The organism is Peptoniphilus sp. Marseille-Q6390 (assembly GCF_965119475.1).
This window is the reverse complement of sequence record NZ_CBCPLS010000001.1, coordinates 686,595-710,432: the sequence shown is the minus strand read 5'-3', so window position 1 is coordinate 710,432 and position 23,838 is coordinate 686,595. Positions and strand designations below refer to the sequence as shown.

Here is a 23,838-nt window from a genome sequence, read left to right as displayed (position 1 = left end):
TATATCCTAAATTCACATATTATTACAAGATTTAAGCCATTTTATGTTATAATGTCTTAGAAATTTGGAGGATTTATGAAGAATAAAATTTATATAACTGGTCACAAAAATCCAGATACAGATAGTATATGTTCTGCCATAGCCCTTGCAGAATTAAAAAACAAGATGGGTCAGGACGCTGAAGCAATTAGGTTGGGAAACTTGAACAAGGAAACAGAATTTGTCCTAGATTATTTTAAGGTTCAAAAGCCAAGGTTAAAGACTTCTATCAAGCCACAAGTTCGTGACATAGAAATTGATGCAGCCTACTGTGTCAATCCAAGCCTATCAATGGCTTCTGCTATGGATCTAATCCAAAAAAATAATATTAGCTCCCTACCCGTTGTTGATGACGACGACAACTTAATTGGAATAGTTAGTCTTTCCAACATAGCATCAACTTACATGGAAATTTGGGACGACTCCATCATCGGTAGGTCCAACACAAGCTTTGAAAATATTTTAGATGTACTTAGGGGAAAGGTCCTCTACCTTCCCGAAAAGCCAAGAAGTCTCTCAGGCAAAATGGCTGTCAAGGCTATAAAAAATCAAGACCTCATAAGTGAAGGTGACATCGTTATTGTTGGCGACGACGTAAAGGACCAAGAGTCTGTAATAAGAAAGGGGATTTCTCTTTTAATCCTAACTATCTCTAGCAAGCTTGATGATAGACTAATGGAGCTTGCTAAAGAAAATAATGTTGCAGTAATTTCAACTGGTCTTTCAACTTTTATGGTTGCAAGACTTTTGCCCCAAGCTGTCCCTGTTGCCTACGTGATGACAAGGGATGACTTAGTTGTCTTTCACAAGGACGATTTAATTGACGACGTTAGAGAAAAAATGTCCCAATCAAGATTTAGGTCTTACCCAGTTCTTGACAACAAAGGCAAGGTTATAGGAAATATTTCAAGATACCACTTGATTTCAAACTTAAAGAAAAAAATTATTCTAGTGGACCACAACGAAAGAAACCAATCCATTGACGACATAGACTCAGCAGAAATAATTCAAATTGTGGACCATCACAGGGTGGCAAATGTGTCTACATCTTCCCCAATTTATTTTAGAAACGAACCTGTGGGATCAACTGCTACGATTGTTTCGAAGATGTTTTTTGAAAATGGAATCAAACCTTCTCGTGAAGTTGCCGGACTTCTATGTGCAGCAATTATCTCTGACACTTTGTTATTTAGGTCACCTACTTCAACAGAAACTGACAAGTATGTCCTAAACAAGATGAAAAAAATTGCAGCAATAGATGTTGAAGACTTCGCCATGAAGATGTTCCGTGCAGGTACAAGCCTTGAAGGTAGAAAACCTGACGAACTTTTAAAGTCTGATGTCAAAAACTTTTCTATAGAAGGTGTTAATGTTAGGGTCTGCCAAATCTTTACCATGGACCTTGACTCCACAGCTTCGGTAGAAAAGGACCTCAAGGATGCCATGGAAAACTTTGTAGCTTCTTCTGATGCAGAAACTTTTGTCCTTATGATTACTGACATCTTCAAAGAAGTTTCTGAAGTCATCTTAGCAGGATCTTTTAAAGAAGCAATTGCAAGGAAATTTGAAAAAGAGCTTGTGGGAGATAAATTTTTATCAGAAGGTCTCCTCTCAAGAAAGAAGCAACTACTTCCAAAAATTTCTTCTGCTATATCAGAAGAACTCTCATAAAATTATCTATAAAAATAAGAGCCTATCACATCACATGATAGACTCTTTTTTTATTTAACTTTTTAATTGTTACAAGACCCACCACAGCCACATGACTTGTCGTCATCTTCATCTGAATGGCAACCACAAGAATGATCGTGGTCATGATGATCATGGTGGTGACTTTCTTCTTGGCTGTCCTCATCTATATAGACATTGACTTCCTTTATACCATAAACTTTTTCAAGCTCATCAGAAAATTCTACAACAGTTTTTTCGTCAAAGCCATAGATATAGACTTCGCTTCCATAATTTAGGATTTCTAATTTTAGGATTCCATCATCATAAAGGCTTAGGCCCATAAAGTTTAATGCCATATCGCCAATAAGATTTTTAAGAATCATTTCTTTAAAGTCATCGTCTACAATACCTTGAAGGATATATTCATATCCATTCTCATCAGAATAAACTGCAAAGTCATCGAGAATTTTCTTTGACTTCTTGTCTTCTTTTAAGATCGTAATTTGATAGGAGTCGCACCTATTTAAATAAATCCTTACAAGGTCCTTAAGGTGTGAAAGGTCTATGTTCTCATCAATAAAAACATCATTTTCAAAATTTATATAATACATCTTATCCCTCCTACTTAGTCAAGAGATAGAATTCAACATAGGCATTCTCAATATTGTCTTCATTTCCAAAATAAATATTTGTGAAATAAATTTTAAAGTTATCGTCCTCTATCGCTAGGTCATCAAGTTTTATTTCATCTTTAGTCTTCTTTAGGGTCTTTAACTTATCCCTAAGAGCAAGAAGATCAATTGTCTTTTGAAGCTCGTAGTCATCCTTAAACTTCTTATAAATATTTATTTCCTTCTTCTTTCTCTCAAACTTGTAATCTCCACAAGTGGAAATGTGATCAAGAGAATAGACAAAAATCATATTTTTGTAGCCTTCTATGTCAATATTAAATCCAAGATCTCCCTTTTTTACAATATTGTCTGTGTAAGAGTATCCAAGATAGGATTGGTTTTCAACCTTATTAGAGAAACCAAAAACTTTTGTAAAGTTTTCTTCACTAAGTTTAAAGTCCTTTGGAAGATAGTTTAAGTCTTCTATCCTATCTCGCTTATCCATGTAGGATACTATATCAATTATTTGGTTTTTTGCAGAGCTGTCAATATTTACATCAGACCTTATATCCTCGCCTGCTATCATGTTATTTTCCTTTAACAATCTTTCAAACCTTGCATTTTGTGACCTAAGACTCAAGCTTGTTGCTGATGCAGGTCCAATGCCTGTAATTAAAATTATTGCAGCAAGAAAAATCGGTACAGTGATGTTTGAATTTTCCCTATAAAAAATATAATAAATTAGAGATAAAAGCACCCAAAGTCCTCCTGCAATAACGATGTACCTGTTTTCAGTTAGTCCATACTCACTAATTCTTAAGTAAATTGCAAAGAACATCATGCCAAGTAGTGGGAATAAACTTATTGGAAAAATTATCTTTAATTTATTTATAAATCCAATGGAATCCACTCTTGATAAGAAGAACAAGTAGACTACTGAAAAAGCTGCAAACCAAATTACAAGATTTACTATTAAATTATTTGGAATTTGCCAAAGAGCTAGAATCTTTATAAAGTAAGCCAGTAGAATCAAAGTGTAAATAATCACAAGAGGTGTGATTATATATACCAAAAGAATTCTAAAGGGCTTTGGATACTTGTAGTCTGTAAAGGAATCTCTTACCTTTGGAAAGTCTTGGAAAAAAGTTATTACATTAAATAAGATAAAGGAAAATATTCCAATCCTCAAGTAAACTAAGGATCCAAAATCAAATTTAAAAAGTGAGTCCAAGGCAAAAACTATGCTTGATATTCCTATAAAAACTATGAAGCTGTAGATATTTGAAATTATAAAGGCCCTTAAAATTTTTGCTACATAGGCAACATAGTCTTTGTGATAATTAAATTTTGCAACAAAAGAAGTTCCCACAACTAAGAAGGCAATCAAGGTAAAAAATACAAAATTGTCATTATAGTTTGATAGGGGGCCCGCCTTATCATAAACTAGCTCATAAATTCCATAGAGTATAGGCAAAGTTATGACATAGGAAATTACTTTTAATAAATTATTATTTTTTAAGTTTTTTAGGTCATAAAAATTTCTAAGTCCCTCGTTAAAAAGTTTTATAAAAGCATATAAAAAAATTGCAAAGGCAAAGACCAAGCCATAGGAAATCATCTTGTTGTTAAAGTCTTCTGCATATTCATCATAGGTAGCCATAATAAAAAATATGCTTGCAAGTGTTGCTGATGTTATTGTGAAGGGAAACCTTTTAAAGGTATCTTTTATACTTTTAAAATTCAAAATTTTTAAATTTAGTTTCTTCATAACTACCTCCCTTTTTTTATAATATACTAAAGGCAAGGATTTTTAAAGAATTTAGATAAAACTTTTGTCATTGTATCCACTTTGACATATTTATTTTTTGAATACAATTTTTCCTTCAGAAATTGTATATAGGACTTCTCCTCTCAAAGTCTTGTCCTTAAATGGAGTGTTAGAAGATTTTGATTTATATTTATCTATCTTATACTCACTTTCTAAATCTATTATTGCAAGATCTGCAATCTTACCTTGGCTAATTTCTCCTCCCTCAAGTCCATAAATTCTTGCTGGATTGGTAGACATAAGTTCTATTAACTTCATTAAAGTAATTTCTTTTGTCAAAACTAGATTTTCAAAGCAAATAGAAAAAGAAGTTTCGAGACCAATGATGCCTGATGGAGCCTTAGTAATCTCCTTGGATTTTTCTTCGGCAGTGTGCGGTGCATGGTCAGTTGCAATTATTTCTATTGTCCCCTCTTTTAAGCCCTCAATAATTCTAAGCCTATCCTCTTCACTTCTTAGAGGAGGATTCATCTTGGCAAGACTTCCATATTCCAAAACTGCCGAGTCATTTAAGGCTATGTGGTGGGGTGTTACTTCAGCATAAATATTTGCTCCCATTTCCTTGCCAAACTTAACAAGGTCAACTCCTAGTCCTGTAGAAATATGTTGGATAGAAATTTTTGCTCCAGTGTAAATTGCCATTGCCACATCCCTTGCTATAAAAGATGTCTCTGCAATCTTTGGAGATCCATAAATTCCAAGTTTATCAGAAACTTCTGAGTGGTTTATTCCGTTTTGCTCAATTAGTTCTGGATCTTCTTCGTGGAAGGATATTATTGCGCCAAGTTCCTTTGCCCTATTCATTGCTTCCAGTATAAGTTTTGAATTCCTGTTTGGGATTCCATCATCTGTGAAGGCAAGAGCTCCCCTCTTAAAGTTTTCTTCCATGTCTACAAGTTCTAAATCTCCAAAGTTTCGTGTAAGAGCCGAAACAGTAAATACTTTTAAAGGAAGGTCCCTCGCCCTTTTGTAATGATCTATAATTTTTTCTTTTGAATCAATTTTGGGACTTGTGTTTGCCATTTGGACTACACTTGTAAAGCCACCAGCTATAGCAGCTTGGCTTCCTGTAACTAAATCTTCTTTATGAGTTTGACCAGGGTCCCTAAAGTGAACGTGGACATCAATAAGTCCAGGTACAACAATTTTTCCTCTTGCATCAATAATTTCTTCATTGCCACTTGAAGCTTCAATGTCCTTTGCAATCTCTACGATCTTTCCATCTTCAATTTTTATATCTAAAACTTCATCTCTTTTAGATAGAGGATCAATTATTCTCCCACCCTTAATTATCATAGTGCCTCCTTTATTTTATAAGTTCATAAAAAGAATCTACATCCTAAAAAAAGACGAGGTCCACCCTCGCCTTTTAAAATATTTTTATTCTTCTTCTGCCTCTTCTTCGTCTTCGTCATAAATTTCTAAATCATCAAAGTCGAAATCATCATCATATAATTCGAAATCAATGTCGTCATTTTCATAAACATAATCTTCAAGATCAGCAAGATCTTCTTCAATAATGTCTACATAGTCTTCGATTTCTTCACGAGATTCTCTCATTTCATCAATAACGTCACTTAGGATATCTACAAGTTCAGAAATAATTTTTCCTTCATTTGTAGTAGTGTCTAAATCATAACCATCACAAAGACCTTGTAGATAAGATATTCTCTTTAATAAATATTCCATATTTCCTCCAAATTAAACTCTAGACATATATTCGCCATCTCTAGTGTCAATTCTTATCATATCGCCTGTATTGATAAATAGTGGCACATTAAGAGTAAAGCCTGTTTCAACTGTAGCTGGTTTAGATCCACCACTTGATGTATCGCCCTTAACTCCTGGTTCAGTTTGAGTAACTTCTAACTCAACAAAGTTAGGAGGAGTTACCCTAAACGCCTTACCCTTATAGAAGTTAATAGTTGCCATGTCGTTTTCCTTAATAAAGTTAAGTGCATCTTCAACCATATCTTTTTCTAGTGGAATTTGTTCGTAAGATTCTTGATCCATGAAGTAATAAAGTTCACCATCAGAATATAGGTATTGCATTTCTTTGTTTTCAATAACAACTTTTTCAAATTTTTCAGATGGGTTAAATGTAGTATCTCTAATTCCACCAGTAAGTACTGATTTAATTTTACTTCTTACAAAGGCAGCACCCTTTCCTGGCTTAACGTGTTGGAAATCAATAACTTCCCAAACATCTCCATCCCATTCAAATGTAAGTCCTTTTCTTAATTCTCCTGCGTTGATCATATTATCCTCCATATTTAAGTATTATCTTCTATGTCATAGTAGTTAAGTGAAATTGGCTGAAATTTTATGTATTCAGGCAACAAATAACCATAGATCCTGAAGACTTGTGAAGAATATTTAACTCCTATACCTGAGTTTTTGTCATATAGGTCTATTAAATATCCCTTTAAAGTACAAGTATTAGCAATTTGTGCATTTTCCTTTAGAATAATTATACCAGATAATGTATTATCATTAAACATTACTTTATCATTTATTATGAAAATTTGATTAGGACTTCGGGATAAAATTTTTAAAGTCCCTGACTTTTGAATTATTATTTGCTTTCCAGTCACATCATAAAGTGGATTTAGTTTCTTGATGTAGGATCCACTCTCTTCATCATAGACTTCTACTTCTTCAAAAATTATATATTTATCATTTTTTAAATCATAAATAAAATCTCCATCAAGAATAACTTTTTTATTATTTTTATCTGTCCAGTTATCATTAGCGAATTTTTCTCTTAGGCTCAAGAGGTAATCTACGTCAACTTTAGAAGAGTTTAGGACTCCATCTTCTTCCTTGTAAATTTTATTTACATAAGAGCCCCTTAGTCTTCCACCAAGAAGGGTGTTTTTATATTTTATTTGACTCTTTAAGCTCACCATGTCTACAAGGTTTTTATTATCATCTTGATAGTCTTCTCTTTTGAAGTTAAGACTTAAGACTTCAGTGTCCTCTGGTATTTTTTCAATTCCTAATTTTTTTGCACTATCATTTAAAATATAATTTTCCAATTCTTCTTGAAAGTCATCTTGAGAAACTTTTATATTTAGCGTTGACTCAAGTGCATAATTTGCTTGGGTTGACTCCAACCTGTTTTTACTTATGTAAGTAGACCCTGACATGTAGGAGTAGATAAAATAAAAAAAGATTGCAAGAAGTCCAATGAGTAAAATTGTAAAAATATAAATATATCCCTTTTTTCTTTTACTCATAAAGTTTTGACCTCTTTGCAATCTTTCTTGTAATTTCTTCTTTATCCTTGTATCCAATTTTTACCGAAAAACAATCTCCCTGGTCTTCAATAGAGAAGGAAGATATGTTATCTATTAGAGCATTAACTCCGTCGCTTTGAATTTCATTTCTTTTCTTCAAACTATCTATTAAGATGGAATACCTATAAAGTTTATTGTCCTTTAGACCAAAGGACACGTAATTATATTTCTTCCCCTTGGGTTGAATAAAATATATCTCCCCGCCTACTATAGTGTAGTAATCACTAGAAGTAATTTCATCTTTTATGTATTCAGTGGCATAGGACAGGTCCGTTGAAATATTTTCATTTTCATAAGTTTTTGTAAGAGCCTTTTGAGATACGCCCAAAATTGATGTGATCACCATGCCAATAATTAGGAGCATGGCCATAGACATCACAAGTTCAATTAGTGAGTAGGCCTCCTTTTTTGAGGTAAACTTCCATCTTAATTTCTTCATCAGAACCTCGTCTCTTTCCTCTTAAAGTTATGTGGTTTAACTTATCACTGGAATCATTTTGAATTTCTATTTTAAATTTATCATCATGATTATCTCCCGAATCAAAATTAAAATTCAAGTCCTCATTGTTGTATGCACTTCCAATTATTTCTTCCATCCTCGATGACATAAGATTTATAAGTTCTTCTCTTTCTCCAATATATGATTGGTTCTTTAAAAGACTTATAACATTGGGAAGAATTGTAGACGCAATTAATGCCAAGAGAGCAATGGAAAATAAAACTTCAAGCATTAAGTGTCCCTTATTTTTATTCCTTGATTTCAATATAATTCACCTTACCTGTAACTGGCTGAATTGTAATCTTATACTTCTTGTTTACAACAGAAAAATTAATTGTTCCAGCTGATGACTTCTCTTTTAAATAAGAAGGCTTGCCTTTACTTGAGAAAGTAATTTTATCCAAGTTTGTAGACTCAAGCTTTACAAGAGAATTAAATTTAACAGTTTTTACTTTCTCCCCAAAATTTATTGAGTAACCTCCATCACTTAAATCCATTGATGTCCTAATGTTATTTATTTGAGAATAATTTTTCAAGAATTTTAAATCAAGAGCCAATTCCTTTATTTGTTCCCTTGCTTGTACCCTATCTCTTATCTTAAAGTTAAGTCCAACAATGCTTAAGAGGAGTAAAATTATTCCTATGCAAATTACAAGCTCAATTAGGGTAAAGGCTTCGTTCTTCTTCATTGTAATCAACTTCTTTTATAAAGATAAGTAAGTCCTTATCGTCTTCTGGTGTAAAGTAAATATAACTCATGTCATCTTGATACAAGTCTATCCTAGTCCAATTGTTTTCTAGAATTTCTCCCCTATAAGGCAAGTAGTTTCCAGCAATATTTATAGTCCCCATCTCTTTAAAGGATTTGTTTGGAAGATAAATAGATAAGGATATCCCATTACAGTGCCTATCAACTCCCAATTTTACAAGGTCCTTTAAATCATCCTTGCTTACATAGACAGAGGTAACTTTATCTTCTGGATAATAATCTAGCTTTATACCCTCGCTTTCAACAAACTTTAAGCCATCATCTTCCTTATTAAAGGCAAAATCATATATGCTCTCGCTTTTCTTTTCATTAGATAAATTTGAAGGAGTCTTTGCAAAATTATTTTTATTTAAATTATTTATTTTTTCTTCCTGTCCCTTAATTTGAGCTTTTCCTTTACTACTTGTTTTCCTACTTGCCTTTGTTTGCTTTTTATTTTCTATCTTGATATTTTTCTTTGTATTAATAATCTTTTCGGTTTTAGTCTCTTCACTTGCTACTTTATTTTCTTCTTCAGGCTTAACTTCTTCTTTAAGATTATTTTCTCCAAAGTAAGCCTTCTTTAGGTCGTTATAATAAATTGCCTTCGAAGGTTTTTCTGCCTTAAACCTATAAGTGAAGTTCCCCTCGTCACTTCTTAAGATGTCAATATTTGAATAGCCATAGTAATTAGTCAGCCCTTCAATGGTATTTAAATCAAGTGACCTAACTCTTCCACTAATAATTAAACTTTCAATATCACTTTGTGAATCCTTTGAAAAACTATCTTTACTTATATTGCTTTCACTTGAAATTTTTTCAAGCTTATCTTGTGAGAAGTCATCAAAACCCTTATATGTAAATTCTTCTTCTATTGGGCTTAGATTTTCTTTCAAGTTTGCTTCTGAAGTGCTTTGGACTTGATCCTTTAATAGAAAATTATAAAATAGAAATTCAATAACAAGTAAAATTAAAATACTAAATAAAATTTTTTCTCTCTTAGAAAGCTTTCTGTATCCGATTTTTTTGCAAAAAACATCATAAATATCCATTTAATTTTTCCTCAAGATAATCTGCTAGTTCCTTGTGCAACTTTGTGTTTGGGTGGATCCCATCGATTAAATCTTCTTCTATATAGTTAGACTTTGCATAGTCATAAAAAGAAACAAGCTTATAATCCCCTTGGCTTTCCTTCAAAATCCTATCAAAATCTTCAATTTTTTTATTTACTGATGTGAAGTTGATAAAACTCTTATAAGCTTCGTCAAGATTTAAAAAAGAAGTAGGATAAGGAGTTATAATTATAATTTTCCCCTTATTTTCCTTTAACTTTTCTACAATTTTGAAAATGTTATTTAAAACGTGATCAAGAGACTTGCCATTGTAAAAATCATTTAAACCAATACAAATTAAATTAACATCGTAGGGAATTAAATTGTCTAGACTTAAAATAAGTTCATCAGTAGTTAAGCCATTAACCCCATAGTTATCTATATCATAACCTTTTCCCGCTAAGTAATAAATTAAGGATTTTCCTCCAACTAAAAATCCCTCAAAAATAGAATCGCCTAAGGCGCAAAACTTCATAAGCCCTCCTACAAAAGTCCTTCTTCCAAGAAACTAAAGTACTTGTTGTCCCCAATAATTATGTGATCCAAAATATCTATTCCAATAATCTTAGAAGCTTCAAGTAAATTCTTCGTTAATTTGATATCTTCCTTGGATGGACTCGGATCTCCCGTTGGGTGATTATGTAGTAAAATTATGCTGTGAGCATTGTCAGATATAGCAGCCCTGAATACTTCTCTGGAATGAACTATGGTCATGTTAATAGTTCCTTTAGAAATTTCTCTAATAAAATTTATTTCCTTTTTTGTGTTTAAGGTCATAATTCTAAAATGTTCTTGTTCCAGTACACTCATTTCGCTTAAGACATAGTTTGCAGCTATGGACGGTGAGGTAACTCTTATTTTGCTTCCATTGCTTGAAACAGCAAGTCTTATTCCCAATTGAACTGCAGCAAGAATCATTGCAGCCTTGGCTTCTCCAATTCCATCGACTTCCATGAGGTCCGAAAGGCTAGCATTTTTAAGAGAGTTTAAACCATTAGAATCATTAGCTGACCTAAGAGACCTGAGAACTTTAGTCGCAGTATCAATGGCAGAGTCTCCCTTACTATTTCCTGTCCTAATGATAAGGGCAAGGAGCTCTGCATTGGAAAGATAATCAGGCCCAAACTTAATTAGTTTCTCTTGGGGCCTCTCATCTGCTGGCATTTCCTTTATAGTGTACTTTTCAAAATCTCTCTCTTTCATTTTAATCACCATTAAAAACTCATCGCCATAAATTAAAATTAAACAATTTAATTAAGTCTCTATTTATTTTTCCAATAGGCAGTCCCACAATATTGAAAAAATCTCCTTGGATTTCTTCAACTAATAGTGAGCCCTTTCCTTGGATTCCATAGGCACCAGCCTTGTCCTTATACTCTAAAGTATCCAAATAATTTTCAATTTCCTCATCACTTAAGTCATAAAATTTTACAGAAGATTTTTCAAAATCTACATATTTTATCCCCTTAGATAATTTAAAAATAGCATAGCCTGTGAAAACATTGTGGGTCTTTCCGCTAAGAGACCTTATCATGTCCCTTGCTTCATTTCTATCTTTAGGTTTTCCCATTAATTTTCCATTAAGTTCCACCAAGGTATCAGCCGATAAAACTACGGCATCTTCATTTTCTTTGGCAACCTCTATACCCTTACCAAAGGCAAGGCCCATTACTGTGGTCCAGGGAGAAAAGGCGTCATCCTTAACTTCATTTATTTCTCTTGTAATAATTTCAAAATCTATAAAGTCTCCTAGAATTTCTCTTCTTCTTGGAGAATTTGATGCTAAAATAATTTTTTCCATTTGTCCCTCTATTTAGAAATATTTGTATTATCAACTATAAACATTGAAGTAAGTCCAACAAAAAATCCTGTAAAAATTCCAAGAATTACTAAAATTGGCAGGTAGGCAAGAATCGCAGTAGTTTTCATAATAAAGGAAGCTACAAGAACCTGACCTAAGTTGTGAAAAAAGGATCCTATTTCACTGATTCCAATTAAAGATAAATATTTTCTCAAAAATTTGTGGGCTAAAATCATTGAAATAGAACTTAAGATTGCACCACCCATTGAGAAAAATAAACTTGAAATTGCTCCAGTAACAAGTCCCAAAAGTATGGTTTTAAAAATAGCTACAAAAAATCCCTCCTTGTAGCCAATGGCAACTATAGTAACCAGGACAACAATATTGGATAAACCAAGCCTTGCTCCTGGAATAGCTACAGGTAGTGGAATCATGGACTCAAAAAGACCAAGCACAATACCAAGAGCACTTAAGAGGGATAAGTAAATTAACTTTGTGTTTTTTTTCATTTTATAATCATATCCAAACTATCATCACTGGGTTTATCTTCCACAATCTTAACCATAAGCCTATTAGGTAGACATATAATTGAATCTCCTGGGAGACTAATCTTACCCATCTTCATGCAAATCTTATCCTTGCAATCAGATTCATGCATATGGACTTCTCCATTCTCAATATGGACTTCGTTATTTCCATATTGTGTATTAACATCAATATCTAAATGTGTATTTTCTTTTAATTCAACTTCCTTAAAAATTTTTCCATCAACAGTGATCACAACTTTTTTAGATGAAGAATCATTCCCCCTTGGGAGTTTGTTGGTAAAAAAATAAATAAGAACGGAAGAAATAATTATTAAAAAAATAACAAAAATATCAGCTTTTTTTATCTTATTCATAAATTTATTATAACACACTTCTATTTACTAATGACTTAATAAAAAAATTTTTTAAAGTTTATATTTTAAAATCTTTTAACTAGACTTAAAAAAATGGTGTAAAGTTGGTGTAAAAATTTTTTAAAAACAAAAATACATCCACATTTTTTTATATCATTAATTTAATTTAAATAAAAAATACTCCTACAAAGTCTTAAATAATCACAAACTTGTGAAAAATAAAACTCTGTAGGAGTAATAAATTTTGTGGTGCTAAAGATGGGACTTGAACCCATACGATCTTTCGACCGCCAGATTTTGAGTCTGGTGCGTCTGCCAATTCCGCCACTCTAGCATAAATAAAAAAGAAGTGCCAGGCACTTCTAAATATTGTGGGGTGGATAGTGGGAATCGAACCCACGATCTTCAGGACCACAATCTGACGCCTTAACCAGCTAGGCCATATCCACCACGAACAATACATATATAATAGCAAATTAAAAATGTATTGTCAATAAACATTTATAAGTTCTCTAACTTTTCTCTGAGATTCTTCAAGGCTCTTGCCCTGTGAGAAATTTCATTTTTTTCTTCGTGAGACATTTCTGCAAAAGTTTTGTCAAAGCCATCTGGTATGAAGATGCTGTCGTATCCAAAACCATTGTCTCCTCTTTCCACTTCTGAAATCCTTCCTTGGCAAACTCCCTCAATTGGAATTATATTTTTTTCAGAATCAATTAAAATTATTTGAGTTTTAAAGTAGGCTGACCTATCTTCCTTGTCCTTTAAATTATTTAAAAGTTTCTCTCTGTTTTTCTTGTCATCATGTTCCGATGCATATCTTGCTGAGTGAACTCCAGGCTCACCCTTAAGTGCATTGACAAAAAGTCCAGTGTCATCTGCTAGAACTGCTAGGTCTACTCTCTTGGCCATGGCATCTGCCTTTTTTAATGCGTTGTCATAAAGAGTTTCTCCATCTTCAATAACTTCAAAATCAAGTCCTTCAATATCAGACTTGCCAAAAATTTCTATGTCTAGGTCTTCTAAAATTTCTCTAATTTCTCTTAATTTATTTTTGTTGTCAGTAGATAAAACTATTTTTTTCATAAATTTTGCTCCAAAATTTCAAAATAATCAAAAATTTCTCCAATGCATCTTTTTGCATCAAGTAAAAATTCATTTAACTCTTCAATAGAAAAAGTATCTTTTTCTCCCGTTCCTTGAATTTCTATAAGTCGGAAGTCGTCATTCATCACAACATTTAAGTCTACATCTGCATTAGAATCTTCTTTAAAATCCAAGTCAACTAGCTTTACTCCATTGACTTTACCAACACTAATAGCTGCAACCTTTGAAACAATTGGATCTTCTTCAAACTTCTTGTTCTCTAAAGCTTTTTTTACTGCAAGCTTAAGGGCAATGTAGGACCCTGTTATTGCTGCTGTTCTTGTTCCTCCATCTGCAGAGATGACGTCGCAGTCAATCCAAATAGTCTTTTCTCCTATTTTATCTAAATCTATACAAGTTCTTAAGGCTCTTCCAATCAATCTAGAAATCTCGCTGCTTCTTCCATCAAGTTTACCCTTGGAGATATCCCTAACTTTTCTAGTAGGGGTTGAGCCTGGTAGCATTGAGTATTCACTTGATAGCCATCCCTTGTTCTTTCCTCTTAAAAATCCTGGAACCTTGTTTTCAATCATGGCACTGCAAATAACTCTTGTCTTACCACATTCAATTAAAACGGATCCATCGGGATGATCTAAATAATTTGGAGTGATCCTAATCTGTCTTGCTTCATCGTTTTGTCTATCTTCTCTCATAATTCCCCTTCTACTTGTCTACATAGGTATTCATATAATCTACTATACCATTATAGAGTCCTTGAGCTAATTTATCAATGTAGTCAGGGTCTTTAATCTTTTCAAGCTCATCTGGATTTGATAAAAATCCAAGTTCTGCTAAAGCTGCAACATTTTTTGTCTTATTCAAAACAATAATTGCAGGTCTATTTATAATTCCACGGTTTACTGCTCCAGTTTCTTTTATAAGAGCTTTTTGAAGACAATTTGCAAAATTCTTTTGAACCGTATCCTTTATTCTTACATTTTTTTCTGATGCATAAAGGACTTCTATACCCTTAGCACTAGAATTGTCAGCACTGTTAAAGTGAATTGACAAGAATAGATGGGCATCTCCATTATTAGAAACGCCTGCCCTATCTAAGAGCTGGATGTATTCGTCTCTAGTTCTTGTTATTGTTGGACTTATTTCACTATTTGCATTCAACTTATCCATAAGTCTTTCTGCAACTAAGAGATTGACAGTTTTTTCATAAGTTTCTCCGTCAAGGGCAATTGCACCTGAATCTTTGCCACCGTGTCCTGGGTCAATAACGATTTTTAATTTTCCATTTACTTCAATTCTGTTTTTTATTACTCTTTTAGCTTTTTCATCTGACTTTTCAAGATCTGCTTGGTCAAAGACTTTGTCCTTATTGCCATCATTGATTTCCTTCTTTATCTTATTAGTTTCTCTCTTTTCTTGATTTGATTGAAAATAATCACTGTCAAAAATAGATTTTGAATCAATTGACTTATTCTTGGATTTAGTCTTCTTATTGCTCTTAGAATTTTTATTCTTCTTAGTGTCTTTAGAATTTTCTTTATCGTCACCGTCAACAATCGACTTAGACTTGTCAGTGCTTATCTCTGCCCTAACTTCATCATTGTTCCAGTCAACGTCATAGCCAAAAGTTTCTGATATAAACCTCAAAGGAACCATTGTCTTTGTTTCTTTTCTCGGACTTGAATAAAGAGCAAGTTGAGGAGCTTGCGCATTATCTAGGCTAACTTTTTTACCATTTACACTTACATTAGGACTGTTGATCTTCATGTTTATAACATCGCCATTAAGACTTATCTTGATAGACTTGTCCTTGTTGTTCCACTTAACATCTGCCCCAAGATTTTCTGTGATTTCACGAATAGGCACAAAGGTCCTCCCTTGTTTTATGTAGGGAGAGAATTCTGTCTTCAAGAGTTTACCGTTAACTAGAACTCCTGCCTCCTTAACTTGAAACTGAGTTTTACCTATACTTACATTAAATAAATTATTGGCAAATACTGGACTTACAAGTAGTGCCAACGACAATATTGAAATTTTAATAATTCTTTTCATTTAATTCACCTAGATAAAAGTTTATAAACTTTAGTAATTAATGTCAACAATGTAACCGAATTGTAATAATTTTAAACCAACTTATAAAGCTCGTCAGGATCTGGATCTTGTAAGCTAATTTCCCTGTCCTCGTACTTAACTACAGCTTGCTTTTCATTGTTTATCTCGCCAATCTTTGTAACTTTTATTCCACTAGCTTCTGCTTCTTCTTTAAAGTCATCAAAATTTTCTCTATCGAAAACCATTAACATGGATCCACTAGAAATTAATTTCATTGGATTGATTTTATAAAAATCACAAATCTTTTTTGTAACATCAAGTAGTGGAATTAAATCATTAAAAATTCTAATTCCATGACCAAGGGCTTTAGAAGTTTCCCACACTGCACCGAAAAGTCCACCTTCGGTGATGTCGTGCATGTGCTTAACGCCATACTTGCCTGCAATTTTTGATTCTTTAAGGACAGAAATTTCCTTTGAAAGTGATTTTGCAAACTCATATTCTTCTTTTCTTAAAATTTCTTTTACTTCCTTTTTCTCATGGGCTATTATGCTTGTTCCCTCTATGCCGAGATATTTGGAAACTGCGAGGACATCTCCTGCCTTCACAGTCTTTAGGTCGGGCCTTCTATTTTTGTTAACTCTTCCAATGACTGTTGTTGAAATTACAATTTTATTTACAGAGTCAGTGACTTCTGTGTGACCACCTACAATATCAACATTTAATTCTCTTGCAGTTCTTGTTGCATCATCTACAATTTCTTTTAAGTCATCAAGATCTGCTGATGGTGGAATTAATAATGTCATCAAAACTCCTACTGGATCTGCACATTGGCAGCTCACATCATTTACAGAAATATTTATAGCAAAAGCCCCAAGATTTTTTGACGCTCCTGTTATGGGGTCAGTTGATGCAACAATAAGGTCTCCCCCAAAGTCCATGACTGCATTGTCAAGTCCTGTACCCCCGCCCATAATAACTTCTTCTCTATTTGAAACTAGCTTGTCGAAAATATATTTTTCCAACAAATCTGTTTTTAATTTTCCAATCTCCATTTTTTTACACCTCTCAAGAATTTTACACTTATTTTATTTGCATTTCAAATTTATTAAAACCATTTTCCTTGTAAAAATTCTTGCTAACAATATTTATGTCTTTGAATTTTTTGTTAAAATAAGCCTCATCTTTGACAAGTCCCTTAACTGTTATCCTCCCCTTGTCAAAATTGTAGGAAGTTATAACTAAGTTGTCATCTTCAAGTTTTTGTATTTCAGAAATTTTTTCTATAAACTTTTTATTTCTTTCCTGAAACCTATCAGATGATAAGTCTATATTTTCATTTTCCATTTCTTGAGAACTTATTATTTTGTTTGTGACTTCCTTTTCTTTCTTGAGCTTATTGTAGTAAAGAAGGTTGGAAGATATTAAAATCAAAATCGCCAAGGGCAGGATAAAGTTAATATAATTTTTATTCTTATTTGCCCTAATTTTCTTCTTTTCTTTAGCATTAGGAAGACTAACTTCTAAACTTTCTCCAAGATACTCAAAGTCTAAATTGCTATAAGACTTTAGGATATTTTTTATAGTTTCTGAATCGGCAATCCTTCCAAAGGTATAAATTTTATCTCCTCCAGCAAAGTTTACTATTTTACTTATGTGTCTGATGAAGAAATTCTTATACTTGAAGAGAAAGTCCTCTTCAACTTTCTGTTCCTCTATGTCGTAGGAAAGATTGATTATATTGGAAGCATTCTTCTCTTCAAGTTCGTTGTCTTCTATCATCATTTCGATGTTTTCATCATAAATTTTGTCATAAACTTTTAGCAACTTGTCTTCTACAGAAATTAATTTTATGTAACTTGCTTGTATCTCTACAAACTTACCATCTTTTGAGAAGCTTTGACCTTCTGGAAGAATTTCATAGTTTGTAACTTCTAGCTTTTCCAAAACTTCCTTTAAATCTTCTAGAATTTTCTTGGGAACAAGGTCAATGGAAAGATTCAATGCCTTTGCTGTAGAATTTTTCTTGTAAAAAATTTCATAATCACTTAAATTAAAGTCGCCATAATCTTCTAATTCAAGCTTTAAAAAGTCCCTTATCTCACTCTCATCAATTTCTGGAACTTTGTAGTTGATATGGATGATGGAAGTAGAATCAAAAATAATAAAAACCCTGTCCTTCTTATTTAAATCAAGCTTCTTAAGAACTTTACTCATCTTATAGAAAAAATGATGATAATCTAAAATATTCCCATCCCTATAAATCCTATAGGGCATGGGAATACTAGTCTTTTCTTTTTCACTTTTAGTCTCGTCAAAAATATTTATAAATCCATCGTTAAGTTTAATTTTTATTTTTCTGTCAAACATAATTCACCTGCAAATAAATAAAATAATTATAGCCATAGTCATAAAGGGTCCAAAGGAAATTGAGTCCTTAAGAGTTTTCTTTTTGAGTAAAATCAAAATCATTGATACAATCCCAGCAATTATAAAGGAGTCACGAAATAATAAAAAGGCCTCAAATAAATTATTGGCAACAAGACCCATAATAAAAGCATAGTAGACATCACCTAAGCCCATCATTCCTGGGAAATAATACAATAGAAAAAATATTAATCCCATAGCAAGAGAAAACTTTACAGAAGCAAGAATCCCTCCGCTAATAAAAATTTTATAAATTATCACAAAGAATAAAAGTATAAAGAGGTCAAGATTATAAATATAACCAGTCTTGTAATCAAGAAGGCCTATAAAGCTTACTACTATTATAATAAAGATAATTATTAAGGTCTCAAGAGAAATCCCATATCTCATAAAAACCACGAGAGCTAAGAGAGAAGTCAAGACTTCTATATAAAAGTTTTCTCTCCCAATTTTTTCTCCACAAGAAGAACAGCTTCCTCTTAAAAATATATAAGAAAAAACTGGAATCATCTCATAAAACTTCAAAGTCTTATTGCAAGAGTCGCAAGAACTTCTTGAGAATATAAAGTCTTCTCCTCTTTCTCTTCTCTCAATAAAAACTTGGTAAAAAGATCCAAGGGACCCACCAAATAAAAATACCAATAAAGATATAAAAATAAAATATAAATTATTTTTCATTCTCTTCGACTAACTTCTTATCTTGAACCTTAAGTGGACCTGGTTTAACTTCTACGTCTCCATCATCTTTTGAAGTAATAGAAAAGTCCTTTGCATCATAATGCTTAGCAGGTTTTGGTATCTTTCCTCCTTCAAGATAAGGTTTTAAAGCTTCGACACCAATTTCCCCTTTTGAATCTGGATGATCTATTAAATAAAGGATACCTGCACTCTTTAAGACTTTGACATTGGCGTTATGTGCTGCTGCCTCTGCTGCTAAGTTCGTTGAGCTGTACTTCATTGCTGCAATGGAAATTAAAATCGCAATAATTGCTATTACAATAACCAACTCGATTAGAGTAAAGCCCTTACTTTTCTTTTTGTTCTTCATAAGTCCCTCCTAAAATTGATTTACCATATCAAAAATTGGAAGTGCAATAGATAGCACTATAAATCCAATTATCAACGCCATAATTATTATTAAAATTGGTCCCATTAGACCAAGAATTTTTTGGTTAAGAGCATTTAGTTCTTCTTCATAGTATGAAGACATAATTGAAAAAATTTCTCTAAGTCTGGAGGACTCTTCTCCTACCCTAATCATAGAAATTAATACCTTTGAAAAGACCCCTGTTTCTTGAGCACTTTTGTAAAAATGCTCTCCTGACTTTAGCTTAAATAAGATTTCTTGATACTTTTCTTTTAAAACAGAGTTCCTTTCCATATTAGAAATTATTTCAAGGCTCCTGTCCACTGTTAGGCCAGACCCAAGTAAGAGGTCCATGTTAAAGGATAGGTTCATGGCTCTTGTCATCTTGTAGTAGGATGACTTTAGCAGTAAGGAATGAAAAGCCCTTGGATTCTTTTTATGATGAATAAGTGCAATCGCTATCACAAGTAATATCCCTAAAATAATAAAGAAATAATTTTTGTAAACAAAGTTTGAAAATCCCATTAAAATTCTCGTTGGAAGTGGGAGCAAGTTATTGTTGTCAGAAAAAATTTCTCCAAAACTTGGAATGACATTTATAATTAAAAAATTAATTATAAAGATTGAAGTCAGCAAGAGGATACATGGATAAGCCATGGCCTCAATTATCTTAGACTGAGTCTTTCTCTTTTTTATATAATAATCAGATAACTTGTCAAAAATTTTACCCAGGCTCGAAGTGTTCTCACCTACATAAACCATGTTTATCACACGACTTGGAAAGGCTCCCGTCATCTTCATAGAATCAGATAGATCACTTCCAGACCTTAGGCTGTCTCTTATATCAGATAAAATTTTTCCCTTGTCCTTTGGGAATTGTGAAGACAATATCTCAAAGGCATTTTCTATATTTATACCTGAATTTATAAAAAGAGAGAGCTGTCTAAATAAAATATAGAGATCTTCATTTTTAAACTTCTTCTTGTACTCAAAGGAATTTGATGACTCAATATTCTCTTCTATCTTTATGGGTCTAAGTCCCTCTCTCTTTAATTTTTCCTTGGCTTCCTTTAAGTTGTCAGCCTTAATATTTCCCTTAACTTTTTCACTGCCCCTAAAGGCCTTGTAATTGTAAATCATAAGTCACCAACGGTATGTATGTTCTTGTAATACTCGTCAAAAGTTGTTTCGCCATCTTCTATTAAGTTTAAAATTTCACTTGATAGGGTCTTCATTCCCTTTTCTATTGCCAAGACTTTTATATTTTTTACAGATTCTCTCCTGCTTATCATTTCTCTAATTTCAGAGTCTACAATCATTATTTCAAAAACTGCCATCCTACCTAAGTAGCCTTGGTTACACTTATGGCATCCTCTAGCCCTATAAACAAATTCACTATTAACAAGTGGATTAGTGTTTTTGATTTTTTCTTTACAATGAGGGCAAAGTCTTCTTATTAACCTTTGAGATATAACCCCAATAAGACCTGCAGAGATTAGGTAGGCTTCAATCCCCATATCAAGAAGTCTTCCTATTGATGCAGGCGAAGATTCTGTGTGAAGAGTAGACAAAACTAGGTGACCTGTGATGGAAGATGATATAGCAATGTGAGCTGTGTCTTCATTTCTTATTTCGCCAATCATTATCTTGTCTGGGTCCATTCTCAAAATTGCCTTAAGTCCCTTTTCAAAGCTTAGGCCTGTGTTGTGATTTACCTCGATTTGATTTATCCCATCGATTTTATATTCAATTGGATCTTCAATAGTCATGATGTTAATATCATCATCTTGAATCTTTCTCAAAAGTGTATAGAGTGATGAAGTCTTGCCAGAAGATGTTGGTCCACAAATTAGAATCAAGCCTGATGGTTGAGAAATTAATTTCATTACCTTGTCATAATTTTCTCCCACAAGCCCAATGCCTTCTGGAGTGTAAGAAATTCTTTGGATATCCAAAATTCTCAAAACTATTTTTTCGCCATTGCCAGTTGGTGTGGTTGCAACCCTAATGTCAATTTTTTCTCCCTTGAAGTCAAAGGAAAATCGTCCATCTTGAGGAAGTCTCTTCTCAGAAATATCTAACTGAGACAAGATTTTTATCCTCGTAACAAGATAGGGATAAATCTTTTTCGGTAAATCTATCAGCTTATTTAGAGCTCCATCAATCCTAATTCTTACTATTATGTTGTCGAATCTTGGCTCAATGTGAATGTCGCTGGAATTTTTCTCAATGCTTTCTCTAAGTATATAATCAAGGACCCTAACTGCCGGCGAGTCTTCCTTGTCCTCATCTTCTAAGACAATTAAGTCCTCATATTTATTATCTATGTCTTCTAAGAGATAATCTTTTTTGTTGCTCTTGTAGATTTCATCTAAGATTTCATTAATTTTTTCTAAGGGGGCCTCTTCAAAGGAAATTTGTCTTCCTAGCTTTTCGCTGAGATTGTATTTTAGAATCTCATCGTTAATATGTAAAGAGTAGAAGACCACTAGGTCGCCTTCTTCTCTGTTGGGAGCTATAAAATTCTTTCGACAATAATTTTCTGTCAAAATCTTTTTAATATCAAAAGAAAATTTATTCATTTTCCTCTCTCCTGTAGTCGCAAGTAGAGTTACTACATTTTATTGTTTTTTTATTTCTAGAGCTCATTTCTGTCAAGATGCTGCCACACTTTGGACACTTCTCATTAATTGGCTTGTTCCAAGATACAAATTCGCACTTTGGATATTGGTCACATCCGTAAAAAATTCTTCCTTTTTTGGACCTCTTAACTACTATTTCTCCGTCGCCGCAGTCTGGACACTTAACTCCAATTTTTTCAACAAGAGGTTTAGTGTTCCTGCACTCTGGGAAACCTGGGCAAGCTAAAAACTTTCCATATCGACCCATTTTTATAACCATGTTTCTGCCACACTTGTCACAGATTACATCTGTTACTGGGTCTTCAATTTCAACTTTTTCTATGTTTTCATATGCCTTGTCGAGATCTTCCTTTAAATCTTCATAGAAGGACCTTACAAGTTCCTTCCAAGGCTTTTTGCCTTCAGCAATTTCATCAAGTTCGAATTCCATTTGTGCAGTGAATTTCTTGTCAACAAGGTTGTCAAAGTTCTCTACTAAAATTTCATTTACTGTGTTGCCAAGCTCTGTTGGAACAAATTTCTTTTCTTCGAGAACCACATAGTATCTACTTTGTAATGTAGAAATTGTTGGGGCATAGGTAGAAGGTCTTCCAACTCCCAAGGACTCTAACTCTTTAATAAGTGAAGCTTCATTGTATCTTGGAGGTGGGTTTGTAAAGTGTTGTTCCTTTTGAATGTCCTTTAATTTTAAAACTTGTCCTTCTTCAAGAGGTGGAAGTTCCTTTGCCTTTTCAGGATTGTAATCATAGACTCTTAAGTATCCATCAAAGTTCAAAGTTGATCCGCTGACCCTAAAGATTTCAAGATTAGAAATTATATCAGCTGAAATTGTATCAAAAATTGCATTCGCCATAAGTGATGCAACAAACCTATTCCAAATCAAAGAATATAATTTAAATTGATCCTTTGAAAGTGAATCTTTGATTGAGTAAGGAGTCTTTGTAACATCTGTTGGCCTAATACATTCGTGGGCATCTTGAATGTTTTCCGTTTTTTTGGCAGGTGCTTTGGACTTACCAAGATAGTTCTTGCCATAAGACTTTTCTATGAAGTTAAGGCAAGCATTTTGTGCTTCTTGGGAAATTCTAACAGAGTCAGTTCTCATATAAGTTATAAGTCCAACTGAACCTTCCTTAGGAAGTTTTACACCTTCATAAAGACTTTGTGCAACCATCATAGTCTTCTTAGTAGAAAAATTAATTCTCCTAGAACTTTCTTGTTGCATTGTAGAGGTTGTGAAAGGATTTGGTGATTTTCTAACTCTTTTTCCCTTCTTTACAGAGTCCACTGTAAACTTGTCTCCATCAATATTACCTATTACCTTGTCGGCGTCCTTTTCAGTCTTAAGGTCAACCTTCTTAGCCTTATTTTTTTCTTTAACTCCATAATATTCAGCAAGAAGTTTTCGTCTTCCAGCCCTTAAATCAGCTTCAATTGTCCAATATTCTTCTGGGATAAAGTTGTTAATTTCTTCTTCCCTATCGCAAATTAATTTTAAAACTGCTGATTGAACACGGCCTGCTGAAAGCCCAGACTTAACTTTCTTCCATAGTAGTGGAGAAATCTTATAGCCTGCAAGCCTATCAAGTTCACGTCTTGCTTGCTGAGCATCAACCAAGTTCATGTCTATTGCTCTTGGATTTTTGATTTCTCTTTTTACAGTGTCCTTAGTTATTTCATTGAAGGTAACCCTGTTCTTGTCATCTTCCTTCATATCTAATATATAAGAAAGGTGCCAAGAGATAGCCTCACCCTCCCTATCGGGGTCGGTTGCGAGAAATATCTTATCAGCCTTTTTTGCTTCAGCCTTGATTTCTTTAATAAGGGGTCCCTTGCCATATATGTTCATGTATTGTGGTTCAAAATCATTTTCTATATCAATGCCAAGCTTTGACTTAGGTAGGTCTCTAACGTGACCTACAGATGCAATTACATTGTAATTTGTGCCAAGCATCTTTTTTATTGTCTTTGCCTTAGTGGGCGACTCCACTATCACAAGATTTTTTGCCAAAATATC

The 23,838-nt window shown here is 33.1% G+C and carries 26 protein-coding genes and 2 tRNA genes; 1 reads left to right on the top strand and 27 read right to left on the bottom strand.

The genetic code is table 11. From position 1 onward, the window contains the following. The first annotated feature begins 75 nt into the window (after nt 1-75). A complete protein-coding gene (locus ACWPVO_RS03500) occupies nt 76-1,710 on the top strand; it encodes a putative manganese-dependent inorganic diphosphatase (RefSeq protein ID WP_060800035.1) in 1,635 nt (544 codons plus the stop codon). Between the two features lie 62 nt (nt 1,711-1,772). Here the strand turns inward: ACWPVO_RS03500 and ACWPVO_RS03495 are convergent, their stop codons facing one another. The 27 genes from ACWPVO_RS03495 to topA all read right to left on the bottom strand — a co-directional run bounded on the left by ACWPVO_RS03495 (nt 1,773) and on the right by topA (nt 23,832). Further along, nucleotides 1,773-2,321 (bottom strand): hypothetical protein, encoded by a 549-nt coding sequence (locus ACWPVO_RS03495; RefSeq protein WP_454206562.1) that lies wholly within the window; start codon nt 2,319-2,321, stop codon nt 1,773-1,775. Nucleotides 2,322-2,331: 10 nt separating this feature from the next. Then, the gene (locus ACWPVO_RS03490; RefSeq protein WP_454206560.1) at nt 2,332-4,089 is read right to left on the bottom strand and encodes a DUF4153 domain-containing protein; all 1,758 of its coding nucleotides are present in this window, start codon (nt 4,087-4,089) and stop codon (nt 2,332-2,334) included. A 90-nt stretch (nt 4,090-4,179) separates the two neighbouring features. Beyond that, nucleotides 4,180-5,445 carry a dihydroorotase gene (locus ACWPVO_RS03485; protein WP_454206558.1) on the bottom strand — a complete coding sequence of 422 codons (1,266 nt, stop codon included), beginning with the start codon at nt 5,443-5,445 and terminating at the stop codon, nt 4,180-4,182. Nucleotides 5,446-5,529: 84 nt separating this feature from the next. Beyond that, on the bottom strand, nt 5,530-5,838 hold the full coding sequence (locus ACWPVO_RS03480; RefSeq protein WP_005955993.1) for a CD1247 N-terminal domain-containing protein: 309 nt from the start codon (nt 5,836-5,838) through the stop codon (nt 5,530-5,532). Between the two features lie 12 nt (nt 5,839-5,850). Then, nucleotides 5,851-6,408, bottom strand: a complete 558-nt coding sequence (efp, locus tag ACWPVO_RS03475; RefSeq protein WP_005955873.1) for an elongation factor P — start codon at nt 6,406-6,408, stop codon at nt 5,851-5,853. A gap of 14 nt (nt 6,409-6,422) precedes the next feature. After that, complete coding sequence (locus ACWPVO_RS03470; protein ID WP_454206556.1) at nt 6,423-7,388, bottom strand: hypothetical protein; 966 nt, start codon at nt 7,386-7,388, stop codon at nt 6,423-6,425. Then, nucleotides 7,381-7,887, bottom strand: a complete 507-nt coding sequence (locus tag ACWPVO_RS03465) for a PilW family protein (protein WP_454206554.1) — start codon at nt 7,885-7,887, stop codon at nt 7,381-7,383. The genes ACWPVO_RS03470 and ACWPVO_RS03465 overlap by 8 nt, the downstream gene beginning before the upstream one ends. Beyond that, complete coding sequence (locus ACWPVO_RS03460; RefSeq protein WP_100069181.1) at nt 7,832-8,212, bottom strand: type II secretion system protein; 381 nt, start codon at nt 8,210-8,212, stop codon at nt 7,832-7,834. The genes ACWPVO_RS03465 and ACWPVO_RS03460 overlap by 56 nt, the downstream gene beginning before the upstream one ends. After that, a complete protein-coding gene (locus tag ACWPVO_RS03455; RefSeq protein ID WP_454206552.1) occupies nt 8,196-8,636 on the bottom strand; it encodes a prepilin-type N-terminal cleavage/methylation domain-containing protein in 441 nt (146 codons plus the stop codon). The genes ACWPVO_RS03460 and ACWPVO_RS03455 overlap by 17 nt, the downstream gene beginning before the upstream one ends. Further along, complete coding sequence (locus tag ACWPVO_RS03450) at nt 8,605-9,747, bottom strand: hypothetical protein (protein ID WP_454206550.1); 1,143 nt, start codon at nt 9,745-9,747, stop codon at nt 8,605-8,607. Before ACWPVO_RS03450 ends, ACWPVO_RS03455 begins: the two co-directional genes overlap by 32 nt. Beyond that, on the bottom strand, nt 9,734-10,282 hold the full coding sequence (locus ACWPVO_RS03445; RefSeq protein ID WP_005955981.1) for an SGNH/GDSL hydrolase family protein: 549 nt from the start codon (nt 10,280-10,282) through the stop codon (nt 9,734-9,736). The genes ACWPVO_RS03450 and ACWPVO_RS03445 overlap by 14 nt, the downstream gene beginning before the upstream one ends. Nucleotides 10,283-10,290: 8 nt before the next feature. After that, on the bottom strand, nt 10,291-11,010 hold the full coding sequence (gene radC, locus ACWPVO_RS03440) for a RadC family protein (protein WP_005955827.1): 720 nt from the start codon (nt 11,008-11,010) through the stop codon (nt 10,291-10,293). Between the two features lie 19 nt (nt 11,011-11,029). Further along, complete coding sequence (locus tag ACWPVO_RS03435; RefSeq protein WP_454206547.1) at nt 11,030-11,608, bottom strand: Maf family protein; 579 nt, start codon at nt 11,606-11,608, stop codon at nt 11,030-11,032. Nucleotides 11,609-11,616: 8 nt separating this feature from the next. Continuing rightward, nucleotides 11,617-12,117, bottom strand: coding sequence for a Gx transporter family protein (locus tag ACWPVO_RS03430; protein WP_148465451.1), 501 nt, complete (start codon nt 12,115-12,117; stop codon nt 11,617-11,619). Further along, nucleotides 12,114-12,509, bottom strand: a complete 396-nt coding sequence (locus ACWPVO_RS03425; RefSeq protein ID WP_285044254.1) for a NusG domain II-containing protein — start codon at nt 12,507-12,509, stop codon at nt 12,114-12,116. Before ACWPVO_RS03425 ends, ACWPVO_RS03430 begins: the two co-directional genes overlap by 4 nt. A 247-nt stretch (nt 12,510-12,756) precedes the next feature. Next, nucleotides 12,757-12,843 (bottom strand) — tRNA-Leu (locus tag ACWPVO_RS03420). Nucleotides 12,844-12,881: 38 nt separating this feature from the next. Then, a tRNA-His gene (locus ACWPVO_RS03415) sits at nt 12,882-12,958 on the bottom strand. A gap of 52 nt (nt 12,959-13,010) precedes the next feature. After that, nucleotides 13,011-13,595, bottom strand: coding sequence for an RdgB/HAM1 family non-canonical purine NTP pyrophosphatase (gene rdgB, locus ACWPVO_RS03410; protein WP_060800025.1), 585 nt, complete (start codon nt 13,593-13,595; stop codon nt 13,011-13,013). After that, complete coding sequence (gene rph / locus ACWPVO_RS03405; protein WP_454206544.1) at nt 13,592-14,308, bottom strand: ribonuclease PH; 717 nt, start codon at nt 14,306-14,308, stop codon at nt 13,592-13,594. The genes rdgB and rph overlap by 4 nt, the downstream gene beginning before the upstream one ends. Before the next feature lie 10 nt (nt 14,309-14,318). Continuing rightward, complete coding sequence (locus ACWPVO_RS03400; protein ID WP_285073296.1) at nt 14,319-15,665, bottom strand: N-acetylmuramoyl-L-alanine amidase; 1,347 nt, start codon at nt 15,663-15,665, stop codon at nt 14,319-14,321. Nucleotides 15,666-15,736: 71 nt separating this feature from the next. After that, nucleotides 15,737-16,720: an AIR synthase family protein gene (locus ACWPVO_RS03395; protein ID WP_454206541.1), complete on the bottom strand. Its 984-nt coding sequence runs from the start codon at nt 16,718-16,720 to the stop codon at nt 15,737-15,739. A gap of 28 nt (nt 16,721-16,748) precedes the next feature. Then, nucleotides 16,749-18,035, bottom strand: a complete 1,287-nt coding sequence (locus ACWPVO_RS03390) for a hypothetical protein (protein ID WP_454206539.1) — start codon at nt 18,033-18,035, stop codon at nt 16,749-16,751. Between the two features lie 3 nt (nt 18,036-18,038). Continuing rightward, a complete protein-coding gene (locus ACWPVO_RS03385; protein ID WP_454206537.1) occupies nt 18,039-18,770 on the bottom strand; it encodes a prepilin peptidase in 732 nt (243 codons plus the stop codon). Beyond that, nucleotides 18,760-19,140, bottom strand: a complete 381-nt coding sequence (locus ACWPVO_RS03380; RefSeq protein WP_454206535.1) for a prepilin-type N-terminal cleavage/methylation domain-containing protein — start codon at nt 19,138-19,140, stop codon at nt 18,760-18,762. The genes ACWPVO_RS03385 and ACWPVO_RS03380 overlap by 11 nt, the downstream gene beginning before the upstream one ends. A 9-nt stretch (nt 19,141-19,149) precedes the next feature. Beyond that, complete coding sequence (locus ACWPVO_RS03375) at nt 19,150-20,319, bottom strand: type II secretion system F family protein (RefSeq protein WP_454206533.1); 1,170 nt, start codon at nt 20,317-20,319, stop codon at nt 19,150-19,152. Further along, the gene (locus ACWPVO_RS03370; RefSeq protein ID WP_454206531.1) at nt 20,316-21,761 is read right to left on the bottom strand and encodes a GspE/PulE family protein; all 1,446 of its coding nucleotides are present in this window, start codon (nt 21,759-21,761) and stop codon (nt 20,316-20,318) included. Before ACWPVO_RS03370 ends, ACWPVO_RS03375 begins: the two co-directional genes overlap by 4 nt. Next, nucleotides 21,754-23,832: a type I DNA topoisomerase gene (topA, locus tag ACWPVO_RS03365; RefSeq protein ID WP_454206529.1), complete on the bottom strand. Its 2,079-nt coding sequence runs from the start codon at nt 23,830-23,832 to the stop codon at nt 21,754-21,756. Before topA ends, ACWPVO_RS03370 begins: the two co-directional genes overlap by 8 nt. Nucleotides 23,833-23,838: the final 6 nt, after the last annotated feature.

Excerpts from the sequence above, each read along its gene's own strand:
- ACWPVO_RS03500 (WP_060800035.1), top strand. The coding sequence starts at position 76 with ATGAAGAATAAAATTTATATAACTGGTCACAAAAATCCAGATACAGAT.
- ACWPVO_RS03435 (WP_454206547.1), bottom strand. The coding sequence starts at position 11,608 with ATGGAAAAAATTATTTTAGCATCAAATTCTCCAAGAAGAAGAGAAATT.
- ACWPVO_RS03425 (WP_285044254.1), bottom strand. The coding sequence starts at position 12,509 with ATGAATAAGATAAAAAAAGCTGATATTTTTGTTATTTTTTTAATAATT.
- ACWPVO_RS03370 (WP_454206531.1), bottom strand. The coding sequence starts at position 21,761 with ATGAATAAATTTTCTTTTGATATTAAAAAGATTTTGACAGAAAATTAT.
- radC (WP_005955827.1), bottom strand. The coding sequence starts at position 11,010 with ATGAAAGAGAGAGATTTTGAAAAGTACACTATAAAGGAAATGCCAGCA.
- ACWPVO_RS03385 (WP_454206537.1), bottom strand. The coding sequence starts at position 18,770 with ATGAAAAATAATTTATATTTTATTTTTATATCTTTATTGGTATTTTTA.
- rph (WP_454206544.1), bottom strand. The coding sequence starts at position 14,308 with ATGAGAGAAGATAGACAAAACGATGAAGCAAGACAGATTAGGATCACT.
- ACWPVO_RS03450 (WP_454206550.1), bottom strand. The coding sequence starts at position 9,747 with ATGGATATTTATGATGTTTTTTGCAAAAAAATCGGATACAGAAAGCTT.
- ACWPVO_RS03495 (WP_454206562.1), bottom strand. The coding sequence starts at position 2,321 with ATGTATTATATAAATTTTGAAAATGATGTTTTTATTGATGAGAACATA.
- efp (WP_005955873.1), bottom strand. The coding sequence starts at position 6,408 with ATGATCAACGCAGGAGAATTAAGAAAAGGACTTACATTTGAATGGGAT.
- ACWPVO_RS03480 (WP_005955993.1), bottom strand. The coding sequence starts at position 5,838 with ATGGAATATTTATTAAAGAGAATATCTTATCTACAAGGTCTTTGTGAT.
- ACWPVO_RS03485 (WP_454206558.1), bottom strand. The coding sequence starts at position 5,445 with ATGATAATTAAGGGTGGGAGAATAATTGATCCTCTATCTAAAAGAGAT.
- ACWPVO_RS03465 (WP_454206554.1), bottom strand. The coding sequence starts at position 7,887 with ATGAAGAAATTAAGATGGAAGTTTACCTCAAAAAAGGAGGCCTACTCA.
- ACWPVO_RS03390 (WP_454206539.1), bottom strand. The coding sequence starts at position 18,035 with ATGTTTGACAGAAAAATAAAAATTAAACTTAACGATGGATTTATAAAT.
- ACWPVO_RS03490 (WP_454206560.1), bottom strand. The coding sequence starts at position 4,089 with ATGAAGAAACTAAATTTAAAAATTTTGAATTTTAAAAGTATAAAAGAT.
- ACWPVO_RS03430 (WP_148465451.1), bottom strand. The coding sequence starts at position 12,117 with ATGAAAAAAAACACAAAGTTAATTTACTTATCCCTCTTAAGTGCTCTT.
- ACWPVO_RS03380 (WP_454206535.1), bottom strand. The coding sequence starts at position 19,140 with ATGAAGAACAAAAAGAAAAGTAAGGGCTTTACTCTAATCGAGTTGGTT.
- ACWPVO_RS03375 (WP_454206533.1), bottom strand. The coding sequence starts at position 20,319 with ATGATTTACAATTACAAGGCCTTTAGGGGCAGTGAAAAAGTTAAGGGA.
- ACWPVO_RS03395 (WP_454206541.1), bottom strand. The coding sequence starts at position 16,720 with ATGGAGATTGGAAAATTAAAAACAGATTTGTTGGAAAAATATATTTTC.
- ACWPVO_RS03455 (WP_454206552.1), bottom strand. The coding sequence starts at position 8,636 with ATGAAGAAGAACGAAGCCTTTACCCTAATTGAGCTTGTAATTTGCATA.
- rdgB (WP_060800025.1), bottom strand. The coding sequence starts at position 13,595 with ATGAAAAAAATAGTTTTATCTACTGACAACAAAAATAAATTAAGAGAA.
- ACWPVO_RS03445 (WP_005955981.1), bottom strand. The coding sequence starts at position 10,282 with ATGAAGTTTTGCGCCTTAGGCGATTCTATTTTTGAGGGATTTTTAGTT.
- ACWPVO_RS03400 (WP_285073296.1), bottom strand. The coding sequence starts at position 15,665 with ATGAAAAGAATTATTAAAATTTCAATATTGTCGTTGGCACTACTTGTA.
- ACWPVO_RS03470 (WP_454206556.1), bottom strand. The coding sequence starts at position 7,388 with ATGAGTAAAAGAAAAAAGGGATATATTTATATTTTTACAATTTTACTC.